Genomic DNA, 21779 nt, shown 5'->3' with positions numbered 1-21779 from the left:
GCAACGAAATAACTGACAGAGGTGGAGCACCAATGAGCAGACTGATCGTGGTATCGAATCGTGTCGCGCCGACCCAGGAAGGGCGTCCAGCGGCGGGCGGGCTTGCGATTGGCGTGCTGGACGCGTTGAAGGAAACCGGCGGAGTCTGGTTCGGCTGGAGCGGCGAGACGGTGGCTGAATCGTCCGCTCCGGTGATCGAAAAGCAGGGCAATGTCACGTACGCGACGGTGGGCCTCACCAAGCGCGATTATGACCAGTACTACCGCGGCTTTTCGAATGCGACCCTATGGCCGACGTTCCACTATCGCAATGACCTGTCGCGCTACGACCGGCAGGAATACGCGGGCTACCAGCGCGTCAACGCGACGCTCGCGAAGCAGCTCAAGGAGCTGCTGAAGCCCGACGACATCATCTGGGTTCACGACTATCACCTGCTGCCGTTCGCGCGCTGCCTGCGCGATCTCGGCGTGAAAAATCCGATCGGCTTCTTCCTCCATATTCCGTTTCCGGTGCCGGAAGTGCTCCGGACGATTCCGCCGCACGAAGAATTGCTCAAGGCCATGTGCAGCTACGACGTGGTCGGCTTCCAGACCGAGGCGGATCGCCAGTCGTTCGTCGACTATATCGAGCGCGGCCAGCATGGGAGTACGAGCGAAGACGGTATGGTGCACGCCTATAACCGCTTCCTCAAAGTCGGCGCTTACCCGATCGGCATCTATCCCGACGTCATCGCCAAGGCCGCAGAGCAGTTCACCGACCGCAAGCCGGTGCGCAGCCTGCGCGACGGCATGCGTGGGCGCAAGCTGATCATGAGCGTCGACCGGCTCGATTATTCGAAGGGGCTGGTGGAGCGCTTCCAGGCGTTCGAACGCTTGCTGTTGAATGCGCCCGGTTGGCACGGGCGCGTGTCACTGGTGCAGATCGCGCCGCCGACTCGCGCTGACGTGCAAACCTACCAGCGGATTCGTCAGACGCTCGAGGGCGAAGCGGGGCGCATCAACGGCCGTTTCGCGCAACTCGACTGGACGCCGATCCAGTACCTGAACCGCAAATACGAGCGCAATCTGTTGATGGCGCTGTTCCGTCAATCGCAGGTCGGCTATGTGACGCCGCTGCGCGACGGGATGAATCTGGTCGCGAAGGAGTACGTTGCATCGCAGGATCCGGCGGATCCGGGCGTGCTGGTGCTGTCGCAATTCGCGGGCGCGGCCGAGCAATTGCCGGGCGCGCTGGTCGTCAATCCGTTCGACCTGTCGCAGATGGCCGAGGCGCTGGAGCGCGCGCTGTCGATGCCGCTCGCCGAACGGCAGGCACGTCACGCCGACATGATGGCGCCGATGCGCGAGAACAATCTGTCGGTCTGGCGCGATACGTTCCTCGCCGACTTGCGCAATGTCGCGACGGCTTCTTCAGTGACGGCCAAAGCGGTAAAGCTCGCTGACGTGACGGCAACGTAACCGGATCGAGGGCGGCGGCGCGGTTTTTCTATATCGCGCGTGCCGGTCACGTCGACAATGTTCGAGCAGGATTGAAGCGATGGAGAAGGGCGCGGCGCGCATCGTGCGATTCGCGCCCTTGTTGCATCCGGGCTCAGGCCGGCTGCACGGTCACGCGCTGCATGACCCGCAGCGTGCTGACCACGGCCGCGACTGCCGCGAAGCACGCGGCGACATACAACGCGACGGTCGGCCCATGCTGTGGCGCGACACCGAAGATCAGCGCGACCAGCGCCGCGCCGAGCGTCTGCCCGGTCAGCCGCGCGGTGCCGAGCATGCCGCTCGCGCCGCCGCTGCGTTCGCGCGGCGCGGCCGACAGCATGGTCCGGTTGTTCGGCGACTGGAAAATGCCGAAGCCCGCACCGCACAGCGCCATGCGCCAGGCGATCTGCACCGGCTCGGGATGCGCGCCGAGCGTGGCGAGCAGCAGCAGGCCCGCGGTCAGCGCGACGAGTCCGATGCCGCCCAGCCAGCCCGCCGACACCTTGTCCGACAGCACACCCGACAATGGCGCCGCAACGACGATCGCCAGCGGCCACGGCGTGATCAGCAAACCGGTTTGCACTTGTGACAATCCCAGCGTGTCCTGCAACAGAAACGGCAGCGACACGAATGCCAGCATCTGCGCGCAGAACGAACAGACGGACGTGCCGATCGACAGCGCGAACACCGGAATCCTCAGCAAATCGATCGGCAAGAGCGGTGCGGGCTGCGTCAACTGACGGCGCACGAAGAAGTAGCCGATCACGAGCGCGCCGAGCGCTTCGACCACGACGTAGCCGAGCCGCTCGCCGTGTCCGAGACCATCGACGGCGAAGATCAGCAGGCCGAATACGAACGCGTTCATCACCGCGCTCAGATAGTCGTACGGCGAATCGTGGCCGCGGTTCAGCGGCAGCGCCTTGAATCCGCCGACGATCGCCGCGATGCCGATCGGCACATTGATCGCGAACAGCCACGGCCACGAGGCGACGGCGAGCACGCCGGCGGCGACCGTCGGTCCGACCGCGGACGACACCGCGACCACCATCGCGTTGATCGCGACGCCGCGGCCGAGCTGCGTCGGCGGATAGATCATGCGCACAAGAGCCGTGTTGACGCTCATGATGCCTGCCGCGCCGAAGCCCTGGACCACGCGCGCGAGCGCGAGCGTCGGCAGCGACGTGGACAACGCGCAACCGAACGACGCAACGGTGAACAGGATTAGCCCGAACAGATAGACGCGCCGATAGCCGATGCGGTCGCCGAGCGACGCAAGCGGCAGCAAGGAGATCGTGATGGCGAGCTGATACGCGTTGATGACCCAGATCGAGCCGGCGGCGCTCGCATGCAGATTGCGCGCGATGGTGGGGAGGGCCACGTTGGCGATCGCGCTGTCGAGCACCGCCAGCGTGAGGGCGAGCGCGATAACCAGCATCGCCCAGTAGCGTTGCGGAACCGGCAAGCCTTGCGCGGTGCTATCCGCGAACGATGTACCGGGGGCGAGTGTGTCAGCGGCGTCGGCTGGCGTGGAGCCGTCCTTGCGCGATGGTTGTGCGTGCATCGTCTTTTGATTTGTTGGGGGCGGCTCATGAGTCACATGGTGAGCCGCGCGCGCCGCCTGCCGCGCTGGAATGAACGACGGCAGCAGCGGCGATGCCGGTACAACATGGCATACCGAGGCATACCGGCATCGCGTCTCACGCGTTATTTCAGTTCGTACAGACCGGTGTGCGTGGTTGAATCGATTTCGTTCAGATGCGTCATGAAGCGTGCGACCGCGTTGGTGGTCTCCGGGTTGATCGGCAGGTGCGGCACCTTCAGCGCATGCAGACGGAAGATGTAGCGATGCGTCCTGTCGCCGCGCGGCGGCGCGGCGCCGCCGAAGCCGACCGTGCCGTAGTCGTTGCGCACTTGCAGCGCGCCCTGCGGCAGCAATGAGCCGTCTGCCTTGCCGGCGTTGCGCGGCAGCGAGCGCGCATCGGCTGGAATATTGACGACGACCCAGTGCCAGAAGCCGCTGCCTGTAGGCGCATCGGGATCGTGGACCGTGAGTGCGAAGCTTTGCGTGTCGGCCGGGGGCGCCTCCCATTGCAACGAGGGCGAAATATTTTCGCCCTCGCCGTCGACGCCGAATGACTTGTCGTCGAATTCGTGGGCTTTCGGCATAAAGCCGTTGGTGGGGAACTCGTCGGACCAGAGACGGAAATCAGCCATCGCATGCCTCCCTTCAAGGTTGGTTCTGGAGATGGCCAGGGCGCGGTTTCATGCTGCCGACATATTGCCGTATCGGCCTGCAAAAACGCCCCGGGTCAACCAATCGAGTGTATCACCAGCGGCCTTCGGATTCGCTTGCACCGGGCAGGCTACAAGTGGCTTTCAGCCGCGTTCTTCGAAGCTCGGCGCGTCGCTGCGCAGCCACTCGACGAGCCGCTGCAACACGCCCTCGATATCGCGATTGGCGCCGCGCAAAGCGCATTCCCACACCACCGCGACGCGCCAGCCGCTTGCGAGCAATGCTTGCCGGACCTTGTCGTCGTTGCTGCGGTTGCGGCCGATCTTGTCGCGCCAGAACTCCGGCCGGGTTTGCGGCCACTTGAACAGGTGGCAGTCATGGCCGTGCCAGAAACAGCCGTGCACCAGCACGACGGCGCGGTAGCGCGGCAGCACGATATCCGGCCGGCCCGGCAGATCGCGGGCGTCGAGCCGAAAGCGGAAGCCCCGGCCGTGCAGCAGGCTGCGGATCAGGATCTCCGGCTTCGTGTTGCGGCCGCGAATGCCGGACATCATCCGGCTGCGCGTCGCGCTATCGACGATATCGACCATCGTTAAGGCTCAGATAGCTTGGGTTGCTCGGGTCTGTCTGGGGCAGCTTAGGCGTATAGCGAGAGGGCTTGAGCCGAACCATGCTGCGTCTCCTTTGCGAGCAGGGCTTGCACATGCGGCAGCATGATGCGCGCCACTTCCCGCATCACCGGCATCACAACGCTGTTGCCGAACTGGCGATAGGCCTGCGTGTCGCTGACGGGAATCCGGAACGTGTCGGGAAAGCCCATCAGCCGCGCGCATTCGCGTGGCGTCAGGCGCCGCGGGCGCAACTGCTCGCCCTGATAGACCAGAATCTCCGAGCCGTCCTTGTGATAGCGCGCGGATAGCGTGCGCGCGACGCTGTCCGGATAAGCCATGCCGAAGCCGAAGCCATTACCCGCCGCGCGATGTTTCGCCGCGTAGTTTTGCAGATAGGTCCAGAGGTTCGGGGTGAGCGTGTACTTCGGTTGAACGCGCCGGTTGGTGTGGTCGAAGAAGCGGTCGTGATCCCACGACAAGTCCGGTTCGCTGCCGTCGGTCCGGTGCAGGATCGAGCCGAGACGCGGACCGTTTTCCGGCAAATGCAGATCGTCCCATGAGAACGAGGTCTTGCCACGAAAGCCGACGATGATGATCCGCTCGCGATGCTGCGGCGTGAAGTGCTGGCCGTCGACCACCCGGTAATGCACCTCGTAGCCGAGCTCGTCGCGCAGCGTCTGAAGGATCACGTCGAAGGTGCGGCCTTTGTCGTGCGAGAGCAGATTCTTCACGTTCTCCAGCAGGAACGCGGCTGGGCGCTTCGCCGCGATGATGCGCGCGACGTCGAAAAACAGCGTGCCCTGTGTCGTGCACTCGAAACCGTGCGGCCGGCCGAGCGCGTTTTTCTTGCTGACGCCGGCGATCGAAAACGGCTGACAGGGGAAGCCGCCAAGCAGCACGTCGTGGCTCGGCACCTCTTCGGCGGGAAAGGAGACGATGTCGCCGATCAGCGCGTGGTCGGCGCCGCCCGGGTAGTTCTCGCGATATGTCTTGGTGGAAAAATCGTTCCACTCGCTCGTGAAAACGCAGGCGCCGCCGTGCGCTTCGAAACCCAAGCGAATGCCGCCGATGCCGGCGAACAGATCGATGAAGCGGAAACTGGCGTCGCCGTTAGCCGCGCCGGTGCCGGTGTGCAGCAAATCGCGCAAGGCCGGCTCGAGCATCGCCGGACATGGTGTTTCGCCTTTTTCCCAGCGGCGCACCGTCTTGATGTCTTTACCGACGTGCGCGGCGATTTCGCGTTGAGTAAAGCGGGCGCGCGCCTGCTTTAGCAGTTCGAGCGGTGCGGCGAGGGTCACGGGCGTCCTTGCTGGGAATTTTTGCGGACATTATGACCTAATGTCGTCCCATTTTTCCTGTTTTTGCTGACGATGGGCAGAAAATATCCGCCTTGAGCGGGTGGACTTTCGACGGTAGGCGAATGTCACAATTGGCCGTGTAGGCTTACGGTGTGACGCGAATTCCCAGCGTTGCGACGTGTTGTGGCCGCGGCGTAGTTCGCGGCCTTTTTTTATGCGTGGAGGCTGGAAGGAGGCGCCGCGGAGCGGGCTTCAGGAGCGGCGTCAGATTTGGCCGATGGCTGACGGCGATGCATTCGCTGCGCGGGCGGCAGGCTGCAAATCTTGTTGCGCCACTGCGCCCCACGCCGGCTGGATAGCCGAAGCGTCGAACTCGTCGATTTGCAGCAACAGACTGTCGACTGCGCGCAACTGCGCGTGAGAAAGGTTGCCGGTATCGAGTAGCTGAAACAGACGCTTGCGCCAGTAGGTGGCCGGGAAAATCGGGCCACCCAGATCGCCGTGTAAAGACGGCCGCATCACGCGCCCAATATGCGCAATGTCCTGATCGATCAGCGCCGTTTGGGATGACCCCGTCGGCGTATTGTGTGTGCGGTCCATAGCTCCTCCATGGCCTTTTAACGGCAGGCTGCGACGGGACTTTAGGCTTTTTTTCTTTTGTTTTTGCTGCCCGCATGCCGTGAACTGTGCTGGCCTGGGAGTAACCCGGGTTCGACGCCGCGCACGCTCCGTGCACCGTGCGCTCCCTTTAGACTTGGCGCATCCAACAGGAGGTGTGCCATGACACCCGAAAAAGTGCTTTCGATGTTCGAACGGCAGTACCTGGAGGGTAAGGCGCCCGTCGACCTCGAATCCACCTGCGCGAGCTTCGCCAACTGGCTGGCGGCGGCTTGGGAACAACTCGACGGCGAGCAAAGGACGCTCTTGACGACAGTCGGCGCGGCCTTGTGGCGCGAAGGATATGACCTGAGCGCTGGGAGCGCGACCAAAGATTTGTGGTGAGTCTTTGGGCGGAAAGTCGCATGGCCACAATCGCGGTGGGGTGTTCTGAGGCGGCGTCGCACGCGCTGCGCTGAGTCGGTTTATATTTGGCGGTCTTGCTTTCAGGGGCCACTTTCGGGGCCTGCTGTTGAGTCCCCGCGCCAATTTCCGATTTCCAGCCGCAACGCTCGTACAAGGGTTACACCATCACCATGACCGATCTATCCGCGTTTCCCATCACGACGAAATGGGCTGCTGAGCATCCGGACCGGATTCAGCTCTACTCGCTGCCGACGCCCAATGGCGTGAAGGTGTCGATCATGCTCGAAGAAACCGGCCTGCCGTATGAACCGCATCTCGTGCGCTTCGATACGAACGATCAGATGACGCCCGAGTTTCTGTCTCTGAATCCGAACAACAAGATTCCGGCGATCATCGATCCGAACGGCCCGGACGGCAATCCACTGCCCTTGTTCGAGTCCGGCGCGATCCTGATTTATCTCGCGGACAAGAGCGGCCAATTGATCCCGAAGGATGCCGCGGGCCGCTATGAAGCAATCCAGTGGGTGATGTTCCAGATGGGCGGGATCGGTCCGATGTTCGGCCAGCTCGGTTTCTTCCACAAGTTTGCCGGCAAGGAGTACGAAGACAAGCGGCCGCGCGACCGTTATGTCGCGGAGTCGAAGCGTTTGCTCGGCGTGCTGGAGCAGCGGCTCGACGGGCGCGATTGGATCATGGGCGACAGGTACTCGATCGCCGATATCGCGACCTTCCCATGGGTGCGCAACCTGATCGGCTTCTATGAAGCAGGGGATCTGGTCGGGATTCAGGATTTCCCGAATGTGAAGCGGGCGCTGGCTGCATTCGTCGCGCGTCCGGCGGTAGCGAAGGGGCTGGAGATTCCCAGGCGCGCCTGATTTTCCAATGCGGCCTAGTCAATGCTGCCCGGCATTCAGCAGCATCCAGACTTGTCGCGGGAGGGGGCCGGCGACGATGCGTGCAAACGCGGCACCGCAACGGATGCAGGTGAAGTGCTGCTCGGCTTGGGCGTCCTTCACCGCTCCAGCGGCGTTCAATGTCAGATTCTCGTGTGGCTCGACCGTCGACGGCTGTCCGTAGAGTTCCGCGCACGGTGCGCATGGTTGTATCCAGAGTCGCATTTGCTGAGCAGGTTAGGTCGTACTCAAGCGCGCGCCGAACTGCTTCACCATCGAATGGCCGAGCAGTTCGGTGCGGGCCTTATTGTCAGAGTTCTGATGATCCGGCATTGTCATTGTCACGTTTCCAGCAACAGTGATTTCATGGCTTAGGTATTTACCCTGGTTATGGCCCCTCCTAGACTACGTTCATGGGTTACAGACAAGCGTGTCTGTCGCGCCGCATAAAACAATCTCTGGAGGTAGTGATCATGAAATCGCTCATCAAAGCTGTCGCTGTTGCACTCGTTCTCGCCGCTCCGGTCGCATCGTTCGCGCAATCGAACGGACCTGTCACGCGCGCCCAGGTTCGTGCTGAGCTTGTCCAGCTTGAAAAGGCCGGTTATACACCCGCCGTCGGTAAGGATCCGCACTACCCGGTGGATATTCAGGCAGCTGAAGCACGCGTAGCTGCCCAAAATGGTACCGCGCAAACCAGCGGCTATGGTTCGGCGACAAGCGGTTCGTCACAGTCGGGTAGCCACGCGGAAACGACGGTGAGCTCGTACTCGGCGCCGGTGGTCTACATCGGTCGCTAATCGATGCCGACGTGAACGTCGACGCATCATGCGTTGACTGGGTTCACGTCGACACGAAACAGGCTCGCTCTTGCCGGGGATGCGGGCCTGTTTTGTCGTTATCAGCACTCCTCCGCCGTCGGCGTCCCGGCGGCTTCGCCCGGCTTCTCCTGTCCGGGCGTTTTTTCACGTTGACTAGCGGCCGGTGCAGCAAGCGCAAGGATGCATTTCCTCATGATGTAGCTCTCTGTTCAGGGTGAACGGACGTTAGGAGGGGCGGGCGCTCCTCATCGCATCGGAGTGAAATGATCTTTTGCGGCTCTGGTGCATGACTTGATTGTCACCAAAGCAAACGGTCGAATGCCGGTGCTTCGCCTGTCCTAAGTGTTCCGCGGGGCCGAAATGATTCGTGCGTATGACGAACACAGCGATCACACTGAATCCTGCGACTACTGAAAGATCACGAGAGATTTTCATTTTCCATCGCGCAAAAGATACGTGATGGAACGTTAATCTCACTTGCTTGGTGGAATATTTAACAATTGCAAAATCGGCCCGAGATTCCTGCGGCTGTGGGATTGCGCGATCGGTTAGCGACGCTGTTGAGTGCGGATGCGCGCGATAAAAAAAGCCCCGCAGCGAAAGGCGTGCAGGGCTTTTTTAGGCAAACTTGGGAGACGCTGGGAAGCTAGTTGGTCCCCCCGACAGGAATCGAACCTGTATCTAGCGCTTAGGAGGCACTTGTTCTATCCATTGAACTACGGGGAGAGGACCGAACTGAAATCATCGCTTCAATCCTGCCGGCGGACAAGGTCCGCAAGGATCGGGCGAGTCCAAATTCGCCAGCGCGCGCAGAGTATATCAAACACGTTCGAGCGGGAGGAGGGCAGCGAAACGCTTCTTCGCAAAGCAAACGGCCCGACGACCATCTTCCGCCGGGCCGTCAGACCGCCTGACGTGCCGCACTAAAACGGTGCATCACCGGCTCAATCCAGCGAAATCAGAACTCCACCACCGCAAACTCTGCCTTGCTCACATCGCACAGCGGGCAGCGCCAGTCGTCGGGAATCGCGTCGAAGCGCGTGCCCGGCGCGATGCCTTCTTCGGGCAGGCCTTCTTCCTCGTTGTAGATCCAGCCGCAAATCAGGCAGACCCAGCTCTTGTATTCAGTCACTTCAATTACTTCACTCACGACGCACTCTTTCTCGGTTCAATACAACAATTCACCCGTTCTGCCCCTTTTTGGGGCAGTGGCGGCAACCCGCAATAGTACCGGAATTTGCCGAACGGACCTCCGGATACGATGTCGCAGCGCCGCAAAGTGCCCGGCGAAACGTCCGGCATCGCGCGGCGAATCGCGTCACGCACTCGGTGTATGCTCTGAGCCGCGGTCTATCTCGAAACCGTTCATGCCCGGCGCATCATGCCGCCACGGCCATCCGCCACGCAGCGCATCAAGCCGCTTTCCTCAACGGAGAAACGATGTTTAAAAACAAATGGTTGACTGGTGTCGTGCTGGCCGGGTTGCTGGCCGCATCGGGCGTGGCGCAGGCCGAAGGCGTGTCGTTCGTGCAGCCAAAGGACGGTGCAACCGTCAGCAATCCGGTGCATGTGGTGTTCGGCGTCGACGGCATGAAGATCGCGCCGGCCGGCACGATGACCGAGGGCACGGGCCATCATCATCTGTTGATCGACGGCAAGCCGCTTCCCAAGGGACAAGTCATTCCCGCCGACGACCATTCGCTCCACTTCGGCAAAGGCCAGACCGAAACCGATCTGACGTTGCCGCCGGGCGACCACACGCTGACGCTGCAATTCGGCGACGGTGTGCACCGTTCGTATGGCCCGGAATGGAGCCAAACCATCAAGGTTCACGTGAAGTAGTTTTTCCGTACGACGCTGCCAGGCGTGCAAGCACCGCCCGGCAGCGTTCTTGCGCTCAGTATTCGTTCTGCAAGCCGGCCATTTGGCCTATCTCGTCCGGCATACAGGCAGCCGCCCGTGCGCCCGGTACAATGAGCAGTTCCGACTCATCGCTGTTTTCTCCAATTCTCCATGTCGCTTTACACCATTACCGGCGCCCAACTGGCGTTCGGTCACGTCGCGTTGCTCGATCACGCGGATTTCTCTCTCGAAGCGGGCGAACGCGTCGGGTTGATCGGCCGCAATGGCGCGGGCAAGTCGTCGCTGCTGAAGATCGTCGCCGAGCTGACCAAGCCGGACGACGGTCTCGTCACGCGCCAGCAGAATCTCACCACGGTCTATGTGCCGCAGGAGCCGGAGTTCGATACGGACGACACGGTGTTCGAGGCGGTCGCCGCCGGCCTGACCCACGCTCGCGCGCTGCTGGATGAATACGACGCGGTCGCCAATCAGCTCGCCGACCAGCCGGAAGGCCCGGAGCACGACGAGTTGATGTCGCGGATGAACACGCTGCAGTCGTCGCTTGACCATTCGGACGCCTGGAACTGGAGCACGCGCGTCGCCACCACGCTGCAGCAGATCGGTCTGAACGGCGAGGCGCGGGTCGGCTCGCTGTCGGGCGGCATGCAAAAGCGCGTCGCGCTGGCGCGCGCGCTGGTCGTGCAGCCGGACGTGCTGCTGCTCGACGAACCGACCAACCACCTTGACTTCGACGGCATTCGCTGGCTCGAAGAGCTGCTGGTCTCGCTGCGCGCGGGCCTGCTCTTCATTACCCACGATCGCGCGTTTCTCGACCGTGTCGCTACGCGCATCGTCGAACTGGATCGCGGGCGTCTGCTGTCGTATCCCGGTAATTTCTCGGCTTATCAGACGCGCAAAGCACAGCAACTGGAAATCGAGCGCGTCGAAAACGACAAGGCCGACAAGCTGCTCGCACAGGAAGAAGTGTGGATTCGCAAGGGTGTCGAAGCGCGCCGTACGCGCAGCGTCGGCCGGATCGCGCGGCTCGTGCAGATGCGCAACGAGCGCGCCGAGCGCCGCAACGTGCAGGGCAACGTCAAGCTCGACGTCGGGCAGGGCGAGAAGTCCGGCAAGATCGTCGCGGAATTGACCGATGTGACCAAGCGCTACGGTGCGCGCACGGTGGTCGACAACTTCACGGCCACGGTGATGCGCGGCGACAAGATCGGCTTTGTCGGGCCGAACGGCGCGGGCAAGACCACGCTGCTGAAGATGATCCTCGGCGAATTGCCGCCCGACGAAGGCACGGTGCGTGTCGGCACCAATTTGCAGGTCGCGTACTTCGACCAGATGCGCGCGCAGCTGGATCTGGAAAAGAGCCTTGCCGACACGATCAGCCCGGGCAGCGAGTGGGTCGAAGTCAACGGCCAGAAGAAGCACGTGATGAGCTACCTCGGCGACTTCCTGTTCGCGCCGGAGCGTGCACGTTCGCCGGTCAAGTCGCTGTCGGGCGGCGAGCGCAACCGCTTGTTGCTCGCGCGTCTGTTCGCGCGGCCGGCCAATGTGCTGGTGCTCGACGAACCGACCAACGACCTCGACATCCCCACGCTCGAACTGCTCGAAGAACTGCTCACCGAATACGACGGCACCGTGTTGCTGGTCAGCCACGATCGCGCGTTTCTGGATAACGTCGCGACTTCCGTGATCGCGTCGGAAGGCGGGGGCAAGTGGCGCGAGTATGTCGGCGGCTTTACCGACTGGCAGATTCAGCGCGACCGCTCGCAGCAGATGGCGCAGGAAGCGCAAAAAGAAGCCGCGAAGGAAGTGGCGGCCAAAGACGGCGGAGCGGGCCGCAACACGCAGCGCACCGCCAAGCTGTCGTTCAAGGACCAGCGCGAACTCGAGGCGCTGCCGGCGAAAATCGCCGCGCTCGAAGCCGAGCAGAAAACCATTGGCGCGCAACTCGAAGAGGGTTCGGTCTTCGCGAAAGACCCACAGGAAGGCACGCGTCTGACCGAGCGCTACGCAGCGATCGACGAAGAATTGCTGATTGCGCTGGAACGGTGGGACGAGCTGGAAAACAAGCGCAAATGACGCGCAAGGGCGGCGTCGGCGTGGGTCACGGCCGTGTCACATTCGGAGCACATGCGGGTCTCAACAAGAGACCAAACCTGAGCGCCGCCCCTTATCCGAACGGCCAATCCCGCACGTCGTGAATTGCCGCCGGTATCGAAATCAGTAAAATACCCCGCGAACAGGCTTCCCCCGGCGTTCGCACCGGCGCTGACGTAGCCGGGCTGTACAGCCGGCATCGAGCGGCCGTCGAGCGCGCCGAAGGGAAGCGAGGCGACAAAACAGCTTGCCCGCCCCGCGGGCACCGCACCTAACCCCGTTGTTTCGTTTCGCTTTTTTTGAAAACTCAACGCATTGTCCACGGACCTGTCCACAGGACCTGTGGACAACGATGAACCGACGGACCCGAGTCAACCATGTCTACGAAAAAGCCAAACGCCGCGTATAGCGAAGCGTCGATCAAGGTGTTGAAGGGCCTGGAGCCGGTCAAGCAACGGCCTGGGATGTACACCCGCACCGAAAATCCGCTGCACATCATTCAGGAAGTCATCGACAACGCGTCGGACGAGGCCCTCGGTGGCCACGGCCGGCAAATCACGGTCACGCTGCACGCGGACCATTCGGTCTCGGTCGAAGACGACGGCCGCGGCATTCCATTCGGCCTGCATCCGGAAGAAGGCGTGCCGGTCGTCGAGATCGTGTTCACGCGTCTGCATGCGGGCGGCAAGTTCGATAAGGCCGCCGGCGGCGCGTACACGTTTTCGGGCGGGCTGCACGGCGTCGGCGTGTCGGTCACCAACGCGCTGTCCACGCGCCTCGACGTCACTGTGTGGCGCGACGGCAAAGTCGCCGAGTTGAGTTTCGCCAATGGCGACGTCGCCAAGGAACTCGAAGTGCGGCCCGCCGCGCGTAGCGACAAGAAGTCCGGCACGCGCGTCACCGCGTGGGCCAATCCGAAATACTTCGATTCGCCGAACCTGCCGCTCGGCGAACTGCAACGTCTGCTGCGCTCGAAAGCGGTGCTGCTGCCGGGCGTCGAAGTCACGTTGATCAACGAGAAAACCGGCGAGCAGCAAAGCTGGAAATACGAAGACGGTTTGCGCGGCTATCTGCTCGAAGGCATGAACGGCAGCGATCTGCTGATTCCTCTTTTTGAAGGCGAGCGTTATGTAGAAAACTCGCGCACCAGCGAAGAGACGTTCGCGGAAGGCGAGGGCGCTACATGGGTCGTCGCGTGGAGCGAAGAAGGTACGCTTATGCGCGAGTCGTACGTCAATCTGATTCCGACGCCTGCGGGCGGCACGCACGAATCCGGCTTGCGCGACGGTTTGTTCCAGGCGGTGAAGAGCTTCGTCGAGTTGCACAATCTGCAGCCGAAGGGCGTCAAGCTGCTTGCCGAAGACGTGTTCGCGCGCGTGTCGTTCGTGCTGTCGGCGAAGGTACTCGATCCGCAGTTCCAAGGGCAGATCAAGGAACGCCTCAATAGCCGCGATGCGGTGAAGCTGGTGTCGTCGTTCGCGCGTCCGGCGCTTGAACTCTGGTTGAATCAGCACGTCGAGCACGGCAAGAAACTCGCCGATCTTGTCATCAAGCAGGCGCAAGCACGTACGCGTGCCGGACAAAAAGTCGAGAAGCGCAAGAGCTCGGGCGTGGCCGTCCTGCCGGGCAAGCTGACCGATTGCGAATCGACGGAAATCGGCCGCAACGAGTTGTTCCTGGTCGAAGGCGATTCGGCGGGCGGCTCGGCGAAGATGGGCCGCGACAAGGAATATCAGGCGATCCTGCCGCTGCGCGGCAAGGTGCTGAATACGTGGGAAACCGAGCGCGACCGTCTGTTCGCGAACAACGAAGTGCACGACATTTCGGTGGCGATCGGTGTCGATCCGCATAGCCCGGACGACAAGGTCGACCTGTCGAATCTGCGTTACGGCAAGATTTGCATCTTGTCGGACGCTGACGTGGACGGCTCGCACATCCAGGTGCTGTTGCTCACGCTGTTCTTCAAGCACTTTCCGCAGTTGATCGAACGCGGTCATGTGTGCGTGGCGCGTCCGCCGCTGTTCCGCGTCGATGCGCCCGCGCGCGGCAAGAAACCGGCGCAGAAACTTTACGCACTCGACGAAGGCGAACTCGAAGCGATCCTCGACAAGCTGCGCAAAGACGGTGTGCGCGAAACGCAGTGGTCCATCAGCCGCTTCAAAGGCCTCGGCGAAATGAGCGCGGAGCAACTGTGGGACACCACGATGAACCCCGACACGCGGCGCCTGACGCCGGTGGCGCTCGGCGAACTCGACTACGACGCCACGGTGGCGCGTATGACGATGCTGATGGGCAAGGGCGAAGCGGCGTCGCGGCGCAGCTGGCTGGAAGAAAAGGGCAACGAAGTGGAAGCGGACATCTGAGCGCGCGGGTAGCGCCTCAGTTCGCCAAGCAACTTCACGCCAAACACGGATACGGAATTTAGATGGACGACGATAACACTCTCGACCTTTTCACCGAGCCACCGCCGCCGGAAGGCGACTTCCTGACGCTCGGCAACTACGCGGAACGCCAGTACCTCGATTACGCGGTGAGCGTGGTCAAGGGCCGCGCGCTGCCGGACGTGTGCGACGGCCAGAAGCCGGTGCAGCGCCGCATCCTGTTCGCGATGAACGAGATGGGCCTCTCCGACAACGCGAAGCCGGTCAAGTCGGCACGCGTGGTCGGCGACGTGCTGGGTAAGTATCACCCGCACGGTGACCAGTCGGCGTACGACGCACTCGTGCGTCTCGCGCAAGACTTCTCGATGCGCTATCCGTTGATCGACGGCCAGGGCAACTTCGGTTCGCGCGACGGCGACGGCGCAGCGGCAATGCGGTACACCGAAGCGCGCCTCACACCGATCTCGAAGCTGCTGCTCGATGAAATCGACCAGGGTACGGTCGATTTCATGCCGAACTACGACGGCTCGTTTCAGGAGCCGAAAGTGATGCCCGCGCGCCTGCCGTTCGTGTTGCTGAACGGCGCCTCGGGTATCGCGGTGGGTCTGGCGACGGAAATCCCGTCGCACAATCTGCGCGAAGTCGCGGCTGCAGCGGTTGCGATGATCCGCAATCCGAAGATGCAGCACGCCGATTTGATGCAGCACATTCCGGGTCCTGACTTCCCGGGTGGCGGCCAGATCATTTCGAGCGAAGCGGAGATTTCCGCCGCGTATGAAAGCGGTCGCGGCAGCCTGAAGGTGCGCGCTCGCTGGAAGATAGAAGACCTCGCGCGCGGCCAGTGGCAACTGGTGATCACCGAACTGCCGCCGAACACGGCCGCGCAGAAGGTGCTCGAAGAAATCGAAGAGCAAACCAATCCGAAGATCAAGCTCGGCAAGAAGGCGCTCACACCCGAACAGCTGCAGACCAAGCAGACGATGCTCGCGCTGCTCGATGCGGTGCGCGACGAATCGGGCAAGGACGCGCCGGTGCGTCTCGTGTTCGAGCCGAAGTCGAGCCGCATCGATCAAACCGAGTTCGTCAATTCGCTGCTCGCGCATACGAGCCTCGAATCGAATGCCTCGCTCAATCTGGTGATGGTGGGCGGCGACGGCAGGCCGCGTCAGAAGGGTTTGAGCGAAATCCTGCACGAGTGGATCGCGTTCCGCTTCGCGACGGTCACGCGCCGCACGCGCCATCGTTTGATGAAGGTCGACGACCGGATTCACATCCTCGAAGGCCGGGTGATCGTCTTTTTGAATATCGACGAAGTCATCCGCATCATTCGCGAGTCGGACGAACCGAAGGTCGCGTTGATGGCCGCGTTTGGCTTGTCCGATCGTCAGGCCGAGGACATTCTTGAAATCCGGCTGCGTCAGTTGGCGCGGCTCGAGAAGATCAAGATCGAGAAGGAACTGTCCGAATTGCGCGACGAGAAGGCCAAGCTCGAAGAACTGCTCGGCAGTGAATCGGCGATGAAGCGTCTGCTCATCAAGGAAATCGAAGGCGATGCGAAGCAATACGGCGACGAGCGCCGCACGCTGATCCAGCAGGAAAAGCGCGCGACGTTCGAGGCGCGCGTGGTCGACGAGCCGGTCACGGTGGTGGTGTCGCAAAAGGGTTGGGTGCGTGCGCTGAAGGGGCACGGGCTGGATACGGCCGGCTTCACGTTCAAGGCCGGCGACGGGCTCTATGCGGCATTCCAGTGCCGCACGCCGGATACGCTGGTCGCGTGGGGCAGCAATGGCCGCGTCTATTCGGTTGCCGTTGCAATGCTGCCGGGCGGGCGCGGTGATGGCGTGCCGGTCACGTCGCTGATCGAACTCGAGTCAGGCAGTCATTTGATGCATTACTACGCGGCGTCGGCAGATCAGGCGCTGCTGCTCGCGTCGAGCAACGGCTTTGGCTTTATCGCCAAGGTCGGCGATATGGTGAGCCGCGTGAAGGCCGGCAAGTCGTTCATGACGATCGACGCGGGCGCTGCGCCGCTCGCGCCGATGCCGATGCTGCCGGATGCGACGCATATCGCGTGTCTGTCCTCGGGCGGGCGTCTCCTGGCGTTCGGCCTCGACGAGATGAAGACGCTGTCGGGCGGTGGACGCGGTGTCACGCTGATGGCGCTCGACGATAATGAAACGTTGGTGCAGGCGCTGGCGATCAACAATGCGGGTGTTGTGCTGATCGGCACGCGTCGTGGCGGCCGCGTCGACGAAGAGAAGCTGAGCGGCGCCGCACTCGCACCGCATATCGGCAAGCGGGCGCGCAAGGGGCGTGCGCCTGAGAGCAAGATGAAGCTCGACGGCATGCGTCCGGTATTGGCTGCTTAACCAGGACGCAAACGTAGGAACGCGGCGCGCGCTTTAGCTTGAGTCGCACTTCAAGCGCGCGCCGTGCGCAGTAAAAATTCGGGGTGCAGCGCCGTCGCGGAAGCGGGCGCGCTGCAATAACAACTACAAAGATTGTCAGGAAAGCCGCCGGTGCATGGAACTGCGTGTACAGTGCGCGGTCGAACGCGCTCAATAGCCGCTGCTAATATCATTCGTAATAAGCGGCGTGGCGTCGTCGGGAGAGGAAAACAACATGAACAAAGCTATCGAACTCGCGCTCTTTCTGCATTTGCTTGCCGTCGCCGTATGGGTCGGCGGAATGGTGTTCGCGCATTTCTGTTTGCGTCCGGCGATTGCCGATCTTTCGCCGCAACTGCGCTTGCCGCTGTGGGAATCGGTGTTCAGCCGCTTCTTCAATTGGGTCGCCGCGGCAGTGCTGGTGATTCTGCTCACCGGCGGTTTTCTGCTGATGCAATTCGGCGGCGGTCACGCCACGTGGCCGTTGCATGCGATGGCCGGCCTCGGCATCGTGATGATGCTGATCTTCGGACATATCCGCTTCGCTGTGTTCCCGCGTATTCGCCGTGCGGTGCAGGCGCAGAAATGGCCGGATGGCGCGCAGGCGGTCGGCACGATCCGCCGTCTGGTGCTCGTCAATATCGTGCTGGGTGTCGTGACGATCGGTGTTGCGGTGCTGTCGCGCGGGTTCTGACGCCCGGCTTATAAAGCCCCGGCTTTGTGAAGCCACGGTTGTGAGGCGCGGGCCGGCTTGCCTACGGTATGGCGCCGTACGCAAGCCACAGCCCGCACGCCGCGGCCACTGTCCCGTACACCACGTACACCGGCAGCTTGAGCTTCGCAAAGCACATGCCGGAGAACAGCGCGGTCAACAGATACTCCAGTTTGAGGGGTACATGAGCCGCAATGCGCAGCACGGCTACCGCGAGAAATGCGGTCGTCACCGCGCGCAAGATCCGCATGCCATGCTCGAAACGCGGATTGGCCTTCAACCGATGCAGATGGCGCTGCGCCAGCACTACCAGACAACCCGACGGCACAAATAGCGCGAGCGTGGCAATCAGCGCGCCCGGCCAACCATCCACCAGGTAGCCGAAGAACGGCACCACATTCAGCAGCGGCCCGGGCGATAACGGCGATAGCGAAAACGCCAGCGTAAAGTCGTTATCCGACACGCCGATCGCCGGCGTGACGAACAGCGTCTTGAGCACCGGCAATGCCGAGAAGCCGCCGCCGAACAGCGTCATGCCCGCGCCCGCGAGACGCGGCCACAGCAGCGCCAGATCATAGCGATGCGGCAGCGGCAACGCAAACAACAGCAGCAACGCGCACAGAGCCGCCATCAATTGCCAGTCGCCGCGCGCGATCGACACCACAATGCGTGTATTGCGAGCCGGGCTGACCAGCCAGCCGGCGCCGAACGCCGCGCCCAGCATCACCACATAGGCGGCAGGACTGCGCGCATAGAAGAGCGCCACGCAGCCGAGCACCACCGTAGTCCATTCGAGCTTACCGCGCACCAGCGCGCGCGTCTGTTTATACCAGGTGATCGCGATCAGCGTGGCCAGCACTACGCTGAAGTGATTGAGCAAGGTCTGCGAAGCGGCGGCGTGTACGACCGGCGTGCGGTAGAAGATCGCGAACAGCGTCATCAGCATGAAGAAGGGCAGCACGCTCGCGACGCCCGCCACCCAGGCGCCGGTGCGTCCACGCAAGGCATGTCCAACTTGCACGGCGACATTGCAGCCGACCGGCCCGGGCACCATCCAGGCGAGCGCGATCAGATCGGAAAACGCCACGCGCGAGAGCCGGCCTTCACGTTCGACGTAGTGGTTCTCGAGCTGGGCCATGAGCGCGAGACCACCCCACGACAGCGCCGACAGGCCGAACACGACCCGGAACAGCGTCCATAGCGGTTCCCGTTCCCCTCGTCTGGCGGCATCCTGGCTCGTGATCGTCTGCATGGCGCTGCGGGCGCCCGGCACGCGCCCACCCTCTGGGATCATTGTTATGTCGGCGTCGGTGCGGCCGGCGTGCCGGCATCGCGCTGTGTCGCAGTACAGAGTGAATGTAGCCGGTTTTGTGGTGGTGCGCCTAACATGAACGGTTTGTAACCGTTCGTGCCAGGTGTTTATCTGGCCGCAACCGAGTCTGGATCAGCTGTTCGTGCTTGTGCTGGGCACGCTGCTGGTGCTTTCGATTTCTTGCGAGGCGTGGCGATCCGCGACGCCGCACACACCGAAGCGTTCGAGCAACGCCGGAATGGCGTCCACTGGAACCGGACGCGAGAACAGGAAACCCTGCGCCTCGATATGACCGAGCGCGGCCAGCCAGGCAATCTGCTCTTCGGTCTCGGTGCCTTCGACCACCACCGTGAGTCCGAGCGAGCGCGCCAGATTGACGATCGCGGTGACCATCACGCAGACGCTGCGATCGCCCGGAATCGCCTGGACGAACGAACGATCCACCTTCAGCGTATCGACCGAGAAGCGGTTCAGATACGACAGCGACGAATAGCCGGTGCCGAAATCGTCGAGCGCGATACGCACGCCCAGACGCTTCAACGCGAAGATCTTCTCCGAGACGAGTTCGGGAAACTCCATCATCGCGGTCTCGGTGATTTCGAGCTCGAGGCGGCGCGCGGAAATGCCGGTTTCCTCGATCGCGTGCGAGACGGTTTCATACAGGTCGCCGCGCCAGAACTGTACCGCCGAGATGTTCACCGCCAGCGATAACGTGTCGTAACCCTGCTGCTGCCACAGCGCCAGCTGACGGCAGGCGGTCTCGATCACGAAATCGCCGATCGGCACGATCAGGCCGGTCGATTCGGCGACCGGAATGAATTCGTTGGCCGGAATCAAGCCATGCTGCGGATGATTCCAGCGCACCAGCGCTTCGAAACCGGTAATGCAGCGGCGCGTCAGATCGATCTTGGGCTGATAGGCGAGGAACAACTGCCCTTCGGCGAGCGCGACGCGCAATTGCTGTTCCCACTTCATCAAATGATCCGCGCGATGCGACAGTTGCGGCGAATAGAACTGGTAGCAGTTCTTGCCCGCGTCTTTCGCGCTGTACATTGCCAGGTCGGCTTTTTTCAGCAAGTCGATCTCGCTCTCGTTGGCCACCGAGTAGAGCGCGATGCCGATGCTCGCGTGCAGCACGAACGAACTGCCGCGTACTTCGAAAGGCTTGTCGAACGCTTCTGCCGCGGCTTCGGCGAGCGCCACGGCGCGCTTCTCGACGTCGTCGCCCTTGATCACGACGACGAACTCGTCGCCGCCGATCCGGCTCAACGCGCCGCCGTCGTTGACTGCGGCGGCGAGGCGCGACGCCGTCATTTGCAGCACGATGTCGCCGGCGTTGTGGCCGAGCGTGTCGTTGACGGTCTTGAAGTTGTCGAGGTCGATGAAGAGAATCGCGAGGCGCGCGAGATTGGCCGGCTGGGCCACGTCTTGCCGCAGGCTCTGCAATGTCGCGTAGCGATTGCGCAAACCGGTCAGCAGATCGTATTCGACCAGATGCGTCATCTCGCGCTCGCGGCCGAGCAGCTTGCCGATCAAGCCGGTCGCGACGGCGAAGAAACTCAGCATCGCCAGCGAGATGAAGCCCGCCATCAGCAGATAGACGTTGCGTGTGTGGTTGTAGTCGGCGAACTCCTCGGCTTGCGACAGGCCGACCAGCACGCCGAGCGGATAGCCGTCGATATGCCGGTACGACACAATGCGCGTGACGTTGTCGATCGAATCGACATAGGTGCCAGACACATGCTCGGAGGTCGGATACGAGCCGCTTGCCGAGAACGCGCCGTTGGCGTTTTCGGTGCTGCCGGTGCGCCGTGCGAGCACGGTGCCGCTGTCCGAGATCACCGCGATCACGCCTTCGCGGCCGATTGCCGCGTTGTTGTAGAAGTCGCTGGTGAAGTAGCTGGGGTCTTCGGAAACCACCACGACGCCCGCGAACGAGCCGTCCGGATGATTCAGACGCCGCGTCATCTGCAGCGTCCAGTGGCCGGACACGCGGCCGAGCACGGGCTTGCTGATAAACAGCTGATCGTCGTTTTCGTGTTCGTGGACCTTGAAGTGCTCTCGGTCGGATAGGTCGATACGCTTGGGGTTCGGCTCGGCCGTGTTGGCGATCAGCGTGCCGTGCTCGTCGATCAGCGACACCTGCACCAGCGTCTCGCTTTGCACCACGCCTTTTTCCACCGTGCTGGCGAGATCGAAATGATTCGGGGTTTTCTCGAACTCGTATTTGACGAAGCGGGTAATCTGATCGACTTGGTGAATCGCCTTGACCGTATGCTGCTCTAACGCCGCGGAGAGAATCGCAGCAGAGGCCATCGCCTCACGGTAAGTGGCTTCTTTCTCGACCGATAGCCGCGCGAAGATCACAGTCCAAAGCAGGATCAGCACCAGCACGCCAAGCGCGGGAATCACGAGCAAAGAGCGGCGGCGCGACACGGCGGGGTCGCGGCGAGGCTTGGCTTCGCGCTGCTCTGAGAAGCGGTATTGGCTCATTTGGCGGCCCGTGCCCTGGTGCTGGCCGGCTGCAACTGCGCGAGCATTGACTGCGCTGATTTCATGAGTGGCTGCATGGTGACCAAGGTGCCGGTACTGCTGCGCAGGGGAAGGGAGCGTGGCGTCGTGCCTGACCATCCGCAGATCGTTGGGTACGTTTCGATATTACTTAATGCCACTGGA

General features: G+C 62.4%; 18 protein-coding genes and 1 tRNA gene. 10 read left to right on the top strand and 9 right to left on the bottom strand.

Features of this window, described 5'->3' with window-relative positions; genetic code table 11:
* Window positions 1-32 precede the first annotated feature (32 nt).
* Window positions 33-1457 (top strand): alpha,alpha-trehalose-phosphate synthase (UDP-forming), encoded by a 1425-nt coding sequence (otsA, locus tag WN982_RS15715; protein ID WP_341312860.1) that lies wholly within the window; start codon window positions 33-35, stop codon window positions 1455-1457.
* A gap of 133 nt (window positions 1458-1590) precedes the next feature.
* Here otsA and WN982_RS15710 read toward each other — a convergent pair whose 3' ends face one another.
* From WN982_RS15710 to WN982_RS15690, 5 genes are all read right to left on the bottom strand, one after another.
* Window positions 1591-3039, bottom strand: coding sequence for an MFS transporter (locus WN982_RS15710; protein ID WP_341312859.1), 1449 nt, complete (start codon window positions 3037-3039; stop codon window positions 1591-1593).
* A gap of 143 nt (window positions 3040-3182) precedes the next feature.
* Window positions 3183-3692: a YbhB/YbcL family Raf kinase inhibitor-like protein gene (locus tag WN982_RS15705; protein ID WP_341312858.1), complete on the bottom strand. Its 510-nt coding sequence runs from the start codon at window positions 3690-3692 to the stop codon at window positions 3183-3185.
* Between the two features lie 162 nt (window positions 3693-3854).
* Window positions 3855-4301, bottom strand: a complete 447-nt coding sequence (vsr, locus tag WN982_RS15700) for a DNA mismatch endonuclease Vsr (protein ID WP_341312857.1) — start codon at window positions 4299-4301, stop codon at window positions 3855-3857.
* 47 nt (window positions 4302-4348) lie between these two features.
* Complete coding sequence (gene dcm, locus WN982_RS15695; RefSeq protein WP_341312856.1) at window positions 4349-5620, bottom strand: DNA (cytosine-5-)-methyltransferase; 1272 nt, start codon at window positions 5618-5620, stop codon at window positions 4349-4351.
* A 264-nt stretch (window positions 5621-5884) separates the two neighbouring features.
* Complete coding sequence (locus tag WN982_RS15690; RefSeq protein WP_341312855.1) at window positions 5885-6220, bottom strand: hypothetical protein; 336 nt, start codon at window positions 6218-6220, stop codon at window positions 5885-5887.
* Window positions 6221-6400: 180 nt separating this feature from the next.
* On the opposite strand from WN982_RS15690, the gene WN982_RS15685 reads away from it, so the two are divergent.
* From WN982_RS15685 to WN982_RS15670, 4 genes are all read left to right on the top strand, one after another.
* Window positions 6401-6622: a hypothetical protein gene (locus WN982_RS15685; RefSeq protein ID WP_341312854.1), complete on the top strand. Its 222-nt coding sequence runs from the start codon at window positions 6401-6403 to the stop codon at window positions 6620-6622.
* A 191-nt stretch (window positions 6623-6813) separates the two neighbouring features.
* Window positions 6814-7518, top strand: coding sequence for a glutathione S-transferase N-terminal domain-containing protein (locus WN982_RS15680; RefSeq protein ID WP_341312853.1), 705 nt, complete (start codon window positions 6814-6816; stop codon window positions 7516-7518).
* A 21-nt stretch (window positions 7519-7539) separates the two neighbouring features.
* On the top strand, window positions 7540-7911 hold the full coding sequence (locus WN982_RS15675) for a hypothetical protein (protein ID WP_341312852.1): 372 nt from the start codon (window positions 7540-7542) through the stop codon (window positions 7909-7911).
* A gap of 98 nt (window positions 7912-8009) precedes the next feature.
* The gene (locus WN982_RS15670; protein WP_341312851.1) at window positions 8010-8336 is read left to right on the top strand and encodes a DUF4148 domain-containing protein; all 327 of its coding nucleotides are present in this window, start codon (window positions 8010-8012) and stop codon (window positions 8334-8336) included.
* Window positions 8337-9008: 672 nt separating this feature from the next.
* On the opposite strand, the gene WN982_RS15665 is transcribed toward WN982_RS15670, so the two are convergent.
* A tRNA-Arg gene (locus WN982_RS15665) sits at window positions 9009-9083 on the bottom strand.
* A 232-nt stretch (window positions 9084-9315) separates the two neighbouring features.
* Window positions 9316-9507, bottom strand: a complete 192-nt coding sequence (locus WN982_RS15660; RefSeq protein WP_341312850.1) for a rubredoxin — start codon at window positions 9505-9507, stop codon at window positions 9316-9318.
* A 290-nt stretch (window positions 9508-9797) separates the two neighbouring features.
* Here WN982_RS15660 and WN982_RS15655 point away from each other — a divergent pair, with 290 nt between their 5' ends.
* The 5 genes from WN982_RS15655 to WN982_RS15635 all read left to right on the top strand — a co-directional run bounded on the left by WN982_RS15655 (window position 9798) and on the right by WN982_RS15635 (window position 17773).
* A complete protein-coding gene (locus tag WN982_RS15655) occupies window positions 9798-10199 on the top strand; it encodes a DUF4399 domain-containing protein (protein ID WP_341312849.1) in 402 nt (133 codons plus the stop codon).
* Between the two features lie 171 nt (window positions 10200-10370).
* The gene (locus WN982_RS15650) at window positions 10371-12293 is read left to right on the top strand and encodes an ATP-binding cassette domain-containing protein (RefSeq protein WP_341312848.1); all 1923 of its coding nucleotides are present in this window, start codon (window positions 10371-10373) and stop codon (window positions 12291-12293) included.
* Window positions 12294-12688: 395 nt separating this feature from the next.
* Window positions 12689-14674, top strand: a complete 1986-nt coding sequence (locus WN982_RS15645) for a DNA topoisomerase IV subunit B (RefSeq protein ID WP_341312847.1) — start codon at window positions 12689-12691, stop codon at window positions 14672-14674.
* 62 nt (window positions 14675-14736) lie between these two features.
* Window positions 14737-17061 (top strand): DNA topoisomerase IV subunit A, encoded by a 2325-nt coding sequence (gene parC / locus WN982_RS15640; protein ID WP_341312846.1) that lies wholly within the window; start codon window positions 14737-14739, stop codon window positions 17059-17061.
* A 253-nt stretch (window positions 17062-17314) separates the two neighbouring features.
* A complete protein-coding gene (locus WN982_RS15635) occupies window positions 17315-17773 on the top strand; it encodes a CopD family protein (RefSeq protein ID WP_097391773.1) in 459 nt (152 codons plus the stop codon).
* A 61-nt stretch (window positions 17774-17834) separates the two neighbouring features.
* Here WN982_RS15635 and WN982_RS15630 read toward each other — a convergent pair whose 3' ends face one another.
* Both WN982_RS15630 and WN982_RS15625 read right to left on the bottom strand, forming a co-directional pair.
* Complete coding sequence (locus WN982_RS15630) at window positions 17835-19043, bottom strand: chromate transporter (protein WP_341315810.1); 1209 nt, start codon at window positions 19041-19043, stop codon at window positions 17835-17837.
* 192 nt (window positions 19044-19235) lie between these two features.
* Entirely contained in the window at window positions 19236-21596 is a 2361-nt protein-coding gene (locus WN982_RS15625; protein ID WP_341312845.1) for an EAL domain-containing protein, read from the bottom strand.
* Window positions 21597-21779 lie beyond the last annotated feature (183 nt).

It is taken from the genome of Paraburkholderia sp. IMGN_8 (genome assembly GCF_038050405.1).
In the GTDB taxonomy this organism is placed as follows: Bacteria; Pseudomonadota; Gammaproteobacteria; order Burkholderiales; family Burkholderiaceae; genus Paraburkholderia.
The sequence above is the reverse complement of the archived record's forward strand: the minus strand, read 5'-3'. Positions and strand labels throughout refer to the sequence as shown.

Excerpts from the sequence above, each read along its gene's own strand:
- otsA (WP_341312860.1), top strand. The coding sequence starts at position 33 with ATGAGCAGACTGATCGTGGTATCGAATCGTGTCGCGCCGACCCAGGAA.
- WN982_RS15710 (WP_341312859.1), bottom strand. The coding sequence starts at position 3,039 with ATGCACGCACAACCATCGCGCAAGGACGGCTCCACGCCAGCCGACGCC.
- WN982_RS15705 (WP_341312858.1), bottom strand. The coding sequence starts at position 3,692 with ATGGCTGATTTCCGTCTCTGGTCCGACGAGTTCCCCACCAACGGCTTT.
- vsr (WP_341312857.1), bottom strand. The coding sequence starts at position 4,301 with ATGGTCGATATCGTCGATAGCGCGACGCGCAGCCGGATGATGTCCGGC.
- WN982_RS15690 (WP_341312855.1), bottom strand. The coding sequence starts at position 6,220 with ATGGACCGCACACACAATACGCCGACGGGGTCATCCCAAACGGCGCTG.
- WN982_RS15685 (WP_341312854.1), top strand. The coding sequence starts at position 6,401 with ATGACACCCGAAAAAGTGCTTTCGATGTTCGAACGGCAGTACCTGGAG.
- WN982_RS15680 (WP_341312853.1), top strand. The coding sequence starts at position 6,814 with ATGACCGATCTATCCGCGTTTCCCATCACGACGAAATGGGCTGCTGAG.
- WN982_RS15675 (WP_341312852.1), top strand. The coding sequence starts at position 7,540 with ATGCTGCCCGGCATTCAGCAGCATCCAGACTTGTCGCGGGAGGGGGCC.
- WN982_RS15670 (WP_341312851.1), top strand. The coding sequence starts at position 8,010 with ATGAAATCGCTCATCAAAGCTGTCGCTGTTGCACTCGTTCTCGCCGCT.
- WN982_RS15655 (WP_341312849.1), top strand. The coding sequence starts at position 9,798 with ATGTTTAAAAACAAATGGTTGACTGGTGTCGTGCTGGCCGGGTTGCTG.
- WN982_RS15650 (WP_341312848.1), top strand. The coding sequence starts at position 10,371 with ATGTCGCTTTACACCATTACCGGCGCCCAACTGGCGTTCGGTCACGTC.
- WN982_RS15645 (WP_341312847.1), top strand. The coding sequence starts at position 12,689 with ATGTCTACGAAAAAGCCAAACGCCGCGTATAGCGAAGCGTCGATCAAG.
- parC (WP_341312846.1), top strand. The coding sequence starts at position 14,737 with ATGGACGACGATAACACTCTCGACCTTTTCACCGAGCCACCGCCGCCG.
- WN982_RS15635 (WP_097391773.1), top strand. The coding sequence starts at position 17,315 with ATGAACAAAGCTATCGAACTCGCGCTCTTTCTGCATTTGCTTGCCGTC.
- WN982_RS15630 (WP_341315810.1), bottom strand. The coding sequence starts at position 19,043 with ATGCAGACGATCACGAGCCAGGATGCCGCCAGACGAGGGGAACGGGAA.
- WN982_RS15625 (WP_341312845.1), bottom strand. The coding sequence starts at position 21,596 with ATGAGCCAATACCGCTTCTCAGAGCAGCGCGAAGCCAAGCCTCGCCGC.